Here is a 6,400-nt window from a genome sequence, read left to right on the forward strand (position 1 = left end):
GGCATCCCGCATAGCCGCGGCGGTGTCGATGCCGCAGTAGCTTGCCTCGCCGAGAACGTGCCGGCCTAAGCCGCCACCGCCACGGCGCGGCGCATCCAGCGCAGCAGCCCGATGCAGCCGGCGATCGCGAGCCCGAGCAGCGCCAGCGCGCCGAGCAGGGCAAGGCGGCCAGAGCCGTTTTGCGCCAGCGTGAAGTACACCGAGCCGAGCGCGGCGACGCCGGCCGCGCTGGCGATCTGCGTCGTGGTGCCGTAGAGGCCGGAGCCGGAACCGGCGCTGGTCGCCTGCACGCTCGACAGCACCACGCCCGACAGCGGTGCCATCACCAGGCCCTGGCCGTAGCCGGCGACCAACAACGCAAACGCCAACACAAACGGCGTCGGTGATGCGATCACCGTCACCGTGGCGGCGATCAGGCCAAGACCTGCGACCTGCAGCAGGCAGCCTTCGATCAGCACCAGCGTGCCGCGGCGCCGGGCCCGCGCGCCGGAATGCCGCGACGCGATCACGAAGGCCAACGCAAGCGGCAGGAACACTAAGCCCGCCTGCAGCGGCGGCACGTTCAGCTCAAGCTGCATGTATAGCGTCATCACCAGATAGAACGACTGGTTGGCGAAGAAGAAGCAGAACACTGCGCCGAGGCCGCGGACGAAGGCACGGTCGCCGAGCAGCGTCAGGTCGACCACCGGCATGCCGCCATGCGCAGCGACGCGGCGCTCGTAGCGCAGGAACATCGCCAGCATCGCGCCGCCGCCGGCCATCACGGCCAAGACCCAGCCGGCCCAGCCGACATCGCGGCCGAACAGCAACGGGCCGATCACGCAGACAAGGCCGGCAAACAGGATCACGGCGCCGCCGAGATCGAGCCGCGTGCCCGGCCGCCGCGGCGTCTGCGGCATCACCCTGGCGGCGGCCGCGATTATGATCAGCCCAACCGGACCATTGACGTAGAAGATCGAACGCCAGCCGAAGCCACCGAGATCGAGCGTCACCAACAGGCCACCGAGCGCAAAGCCGGTGGCGCCGGCAAGCCCCAGCACGGTGCCGTAGATCGCAAACGCCTTGGCGCGCGCGGCATCCGGAAACAGCACGTGCAGCGTCGCCAGCACCTGCGGCACCATGAACGCCGCCGTGGCGCCCTGCGCCAGCCGCGCCAGGATCAGTTCGGGACCGGAGCGCGCCAGCCCGCACCACAGCGAAGTGAACGTGAAGCCAGCGACGCCGAGCAGGAACACCGTCTTGGTGCCGAAGATATCGCCGAGCCGGCCGCCGGTGACGATCAGCGTCGCATAGCCGATCAGGTAGATCGCGATCACCGCCTCGAGCTGCGACGACGACGCGCCGAGTTCGGTCGAAATCGTCGGCAGCGCGACGTTGACGATAAAGGCATCGACCCCGAACATGAACTGCGCGGCGACCACGATCGCCAGCACCTGCCAGCGGCGCGAGTTATCGGTTGCGGCAACGGTCTGGTGCATGGCGACGGATCCCGGCAAGGCTTGAGCTGTCCCACGGTCGCAGCCCGGCATCATCGGGTCTATTACCAGCCAGGTAAACAGCTGCCGTTCAGCAAAAGCCTCTCCGCATCATTGCGAACGCAGCAAAGCAATCCAGGAACTCCGAGCACGAAGTTGCTGGATTGCTTCGTCGCTGCGCTCCTCGCAATGACGGCAGAGCAAGCAAAAAGGCCCCGGCGAACCGGGGCCTTCGAACCATCCAACACTTGGCAGGGACTAACCCCACGGACCTCGGCCACGCGGCTGGCCGCTCCACGGGCTGCGGCCGCTGCCGCGCGGGGTGCCGCTCCAGGGAGCTGCGCCGGTGCTGCGCGAGAACGCTGATGCGGAACGAGACGGACTGCCGCCGATCTCGACGGCGAGCCGCTGCAGCGCCGCAATCCGGTTGTCGGTCGACGGATGGGTGGCGAACAGATTGTCCATGCCCTGTCCCGACAGCGGGTTGATGATGAACATATGCGCGGTCGCCGGCGAGCGTTCGGCATCGTAGTTCGGCACCTGGTGGGCCGCGGCTTCGATCCGACCGAGCGCCGAGGCAAGCCACATCGGCTGGCCGCAGATCCGCGCGCCCATCTCGTCGGCGGCGTATTCGCGGGTTCGGCTGATCGCCATCTGCACCAGCATGGCGCCGAGCGGCGCGAGGATCATCAACGCCAGCGAGCCGATCAGGCCCGGGCCGTTGTTGTTCTCGCGGTTGCCGCCGAAGAACATGCCGAACTGCGCCACCATCGAGATCGCACCGGCGATCGTCGCCGTGAGGGTCATCAGCAGCGTGTCGTGGGTTTTGATGTGCGCCAGCTCGTGCGCCACCACGCCGGCGAGTTCCTCGCGGCTGAGCTGGTTCATCAGGCCGGTGGTGACGGCGACGGCGGCGTTCTCCGGATTGCGGCCGGTGGCAAACGCGTTCGGCTGCGGGTTGTCCATGATGAACACCCGCGGCATCGGCAGCGAGGCGCGGCCGGCCAGTTCCGCCACCATCCGGTAGAGATCCGGCGCCGAGCGCTCGTCCACCTCCTGGGCGCCGTACATCGACAGCACCATCCGGTCGGAATTCCAGTAGGTGAAGATGTTCATCGCCGCGGCAACGAGCAGCGCGATCAGCGCGCCATTGGCGCCGCCGATCAGATAGCCGACCCCCATGAACAGCGCGGTCAGGCCGGCCAGCAAGAGAGCGGTCTTGAAGTAACTCATGGTCCTCCTCCTGCGTCTCCGCTCCTGCAAGGAGCCTGGATAACGCATCCGTGAGATGGGGAATTCCGCCAGCCGGGGCAAGATCGCTTTGTGCGGCAGGCCGTCGCGGCTTGCTGCCCGAAATCCTCAACGAAAGTTCCTGTGTGACCGATCCGACCGCACCACCCGACGCGATGCGCGTCTATCCCGCCGGCGTCAGCATTGTCCGCCGCAGCCAGCGCGGCCCCGCCTGCCTGCCTGCCAGCATCACTCTGTCCGAACTGGAAAACTGGCTGCTGCACGACGCCGCGGCCGAGCCGGAAATGCTGCTGACGTTCGAATCGCTGATGTGGCGGATGACCGCGGTCGGGCTGCCGGTGCATCGCGCCACGCTGCACATCCGCACGCTGCATCCGCAGTTGCTCGGCTTCGCCTGGAACTGGCGGGCCTCCGATGGGCTGTGCGACGAAGTCCAGGTCAAACAATCGACCGCTGACACCGACGCGTTCCGCCTCAATCCGCTGCACAGCCTGTTCCAGGGCGGCAAGGCGATCCGGCGCAATCCGCAGGATGCCGCCGCGCAGGCGGAATTTCCGATTATGCGCGACCTCGCGGCCGGCGGTTACACCGAGTACTTGGGGTTGCCGATGGGCGGCGACCGGTTCCGCCACGCCATTACGCTGGCAACCACGCAGCCCGGCGGCTTCACCGACGAACACCTGGCGACGTTTCAGCGGCTGCTGACGCTGTTCGGCCTGCATGTCGGCCGCCACGTCGCCACCCGGATCGCCATCAATGCGCTCGGTGCCTATCTCGGCCCGGTAGCCGGCGCCAAGGTGCTGAGCGGCGACATCAAGCGCGGCGCCGGCGAGCCGATCCGCGCCATCATCTGGATGTCGGACCTGCGCGGCTTCACCGACCTGTCCGACCGGCTGTGCGGTAACGACATGATCGCACTGCTGAACGCTTACTTCGAGGTGTTCGCGGACGCGGTGCTGCGCAACGGCGGCGATGTGCTGAAGTTCATCGGCGACGGGCTGCTGGCGGTGTTTCCGCTCGGCGATGATTCGCGCGTCGCCGGTAACGCGGCGCTGACTGCCGCGATCGAAGCCCAGGCCGGGCTGGCGCGGCTCAACCTGATCGATCCGGCGGGCGTGAATTGCGAAGGCTGGCGGCCGCTCCGCGCCGGCATCGCGCTGCACGAAGGTGAAGTGTTCTTCGGCAATATCGGCGCCGCCGAGCGCCTCGACTTCACCGTGATCGGACCGGCGGTGAACGAAGCCAGCCGGGTCGAGGCGCTGCAGAAGAGTATCGGCCGCAGTATCCTGGTGACGGCGGCGGCCGCGACCCATATCGACGCACCACTGGAGCCGCTCGGCGACTACCCGCTGCGCGGCGTCACCGTGCCGATGACGATCTTCAGCCCGCCCGAACAGCCGCTCCGGCAGCCGCTGGCCGCTGCGTCATAATCCTCGCCGCTTCGGTTTGGCCTTGCCAAGCCGAGCGGACGCCTCCTATTTTCAACTGCAACGCGCCACAGAACGGAGGCACACCTCCGCATGGCCGATACAACCGCCTAGGGAGGCCCCATGTCGATCCAAGTCGCGGATTCGTCACTCGTCGCTCGGCCAGTGCCGCCGAAGCCCAGCGCGCTCGCCCACATTCCCGGTGACGAAGGCTGGCCGATCATCGGCCGGACGCTCGCGGTGCTCGCCGATCCGAAAGGCGAGGTCGAGAAGATGGCGAGGACCCATGGTCCGGTCTATCGCAGCCGCGTTCTCGGCGAGACCTCGATCACCCTGCTCGGGCCGGAGGCCAACGAGCTGGTGCTGTTCGATAACACCAAGCTGTTTTCCTCGACCCATGGCTGGGGCCCGATTCTCGGGCGGCTGTTTCCGCGCGGCCTGATGATGCTCGATTTCGACGAGCACCGGCTGCACCGGCGCACCCTGTCGGTGGCGTTCAAGGCCGGGCCGATGCAGTCCTATCTGGCCGAACTCAACGCCGGCATCGCCCGCCGCGTCGCGGAGTGGCGCGCCCGCCCCGGCGAGATGCTGTGCTACCCGGCGATGAAGCAGCTCACGCTCGATCTCGCCGCGACCTCATTCCTCGGCACCGCGATCGGCGCCGAGACCGAAGAGGTCAACCGCGCCTTCATCGACATGGTCGCGGCCTCGGTGGCGCCGATCCGCAAGCCGTGGCCGGGCACCGCGATGGCCCGCGGCGTCAGGGGCCGCCAGCGCATCGTCGCTTACTTCGCCGAACAGATTCCGATCCGCCGCGCCAAGGGCGGCGACGACCTGTTCTCGCAGCTCTGCCGCGCCACTCACGACGACGGCGCGCTGCTGTCGAACCAGGCGATCATCGACCACATGAGCTTCCTGATGATGGCGGCGCACGACACGCTGACGTCGTCGCTGACCTCATTCGTCGCCGCACTCGCGGCGCATCCGGAATGGCAGCAGAAGCTGCGCGAGGAAATCGCCGGCCTCGGCTTGAAGCCGGGCGAGCCGATCAGCTTCGAACAGCTCGACGCACTACCCCTTACCGAAATGGCCTTCAAGGAAGCGATGCGGCTGCGGCCGCCGGTGCCGTCGCTGCCGCGGCGGGCAACACGTGCCTTCAGCTTCAAGGGCTACACGATTCCGGCCGGCACCATGGTGGCGGTCAATCCGCTATACACCCACCACATGCCGGAAATCTGGCCGAGCCCCGACAAGTTCGACCCGCTGCGCTTCACCGACGAAGCCTCGCGCGGCCGCCACCGCTTCGCCTGGATTCCTTATGGCGGCGGTGCGCACATGTGCCTCGGGCTCAACTTCGCCTACATGCAGGCGAAGTGCTTCGCCGTCCACCTGCTGCAAAACGTCGACCTGTCGCTGCCGCCGAACTACCACACCGCCTGGCAGATGTGGCCGATCCCGAAGCCGAAGGACGGGCTTCGGGTCAATATCGCGCCCTTGAATTAGCTCGCTCTTCTCTCGTCATTGCGAGCGCAGCGAAGCAATCCAGAGTTCAGTGCACCTGGCTATGGATTGCCTCGTCACTTCGCTCCTCGCAATAACGGCGAGCGTGTTGTTCACCCCTCGCCGTGATCGAACGCCTTGCGCAGCGCGACGTAGCCTTGCTGCTGCGCGGTCCAGTTACGGCCGCCGGTGATGCCGCCGTCGACGACGAGATCGTGACCATTGATGAAGGTCGACTCGTCGCTGGCGAGAAACACCGCGGCCTGGGCGATATCGTCCGGAATGCCGGCGCGCTGGATCGGCTGCGCGGTCTTGTAGATCTCGCGCATCGTCGCGGCGGTCTTTTCGGCCGCATCGGTGGTCAGGCCGAGCGCCTTACCGAAGATGCCGGTCGCGATCGCGCCGGGCGAGATCGAATTGACGCGAATGCCGGATTCGCCGAGCTCCATCGCAACGCATTTGGTCAGGTGATTCACCGCCGCCTTGGCGGCGCCGTACACCAGCGACGACGAAAACCCGGCGAGCCGGCCGGCGATGCTGCCATTGTTGATGATCGATCCGGCGCCCTGCTTCTTCATCGCCGGGGCGGCGTGCTTCATGCCGAGCATCACGCTGCGCACCAGCGTCGCCATCGCAGCGTCGAAGCGATCGACCTCGAGGCCTTCGATGCCGCCGGTCTGCGCCGGACCGCCGGCATTGTTGAACAGGCAGTCGAGCCGGCCGAACTTGTCGAGCGCGGTGCCGATC

General features: G+C 67.2%; 5 protein-coding genes. 2 read left to right on the forward strand and 3 right to left on the reverse strand.

Translation table 11 applies throughout. The features are described from left to right. Positions 1-65 precede the first annotated feature (65 nt). Positions 66-1,478 carry an MFS transporter gene (locus DYI24_RS18715; protein WP_164573381.1) on the reverse strand — a complete coding sequence of 471 codons (1,413 nt, stop codon included), beginning with the start codon at positions 1,476-1,478 and terminating at the stop codon, positions 66-68. A gap of 255 nt (positions 1,479-1,733) precedes the next feature. Continuing rightward, the gene (htpX, locus tag DYI24_RS18720; protein ID WP_164573382.1) at positions 1,734-2,708 is read right to left on the reverse strand and encodes a zinc metalloprotease HtpX; all 975 of its coding nucleotides are present in this window, start codon (positions 2,706-2,708) and stop codon (positions 1,734-1,736) included. Positions 2,709-2,851: 143 nt separating this feature from the next. On the opposite strand from htpX, the gene DYI24_RS28660 reads away from it, so the two are divergent. Further along, entirely contained in the window at positions 2,852-4,156 is a 1,305-nt protein-coding gene (locus tag DYI24_RS28660; protein WP_349627796.1) for an adenylate/guanylate cyclase domain-containing protein, read from the forward strand. Between the two features lie 120 nt (positions 4,157-4,276). After that, a complete protein-coding gene (locus DYI24_RS18730; RefSeq protein WP_164573383.1) occupies positions 4,277-5,656 on the forward strand; it encodes a cytochrome P450 in 1,380 nt (459 codons plus the stop codon). 110 nt (positions 5,657-5,766) lie between these two features. Here the strand turns inward: DYI24_RS18730 and DYI24_RS18735 are convergent. Further along, the coding region (locus tag DYI24_RS18735; protein ID WP_164573384.1) for an SDR family NAD(P)-dependent oxidoreductase at positions 5,767-6,400 on the reverse strand (634 nt) is incomplete at its 5' end.

This window comes from Rhodopseudomonas sp. BR0C11, from assembly GCF_010820945.1.
In the GTDB taxonomy this organism is placed as follows: Bacteria; Pseudomonadota; Alphaproteobacteria; order Rhizobiales; family Xanthobacteraceae; genus Rhodopseudomonas; species Rhodopseudomonas palustris_H.

Excerpts from the sequence above, each read along its gene's own strand:
- DYI24_RS18715 (WP_164573381.1), bottom strand. The coding sequence starts at position 1,478 with ATGCACCAGACCGTTGCCGCAACCGATAACTCGCGCCGCTGGCAGGTG.
- htpX (WP_164573382.1), bottom strand. The coding sequence starts at position 2,708 with ATGAGTTACTTCAAGACCGCTCTCTTGCTGGCCGGCCTGACCGCGCTG.
- DYI24_RS18730 (WP_164573383.1), top strand. The coding sequence starts at position 4,277 with ATGTCGATCCAAGTCGCGGATTCGTCACTCGTCGCTCGGCCAGTGCCG.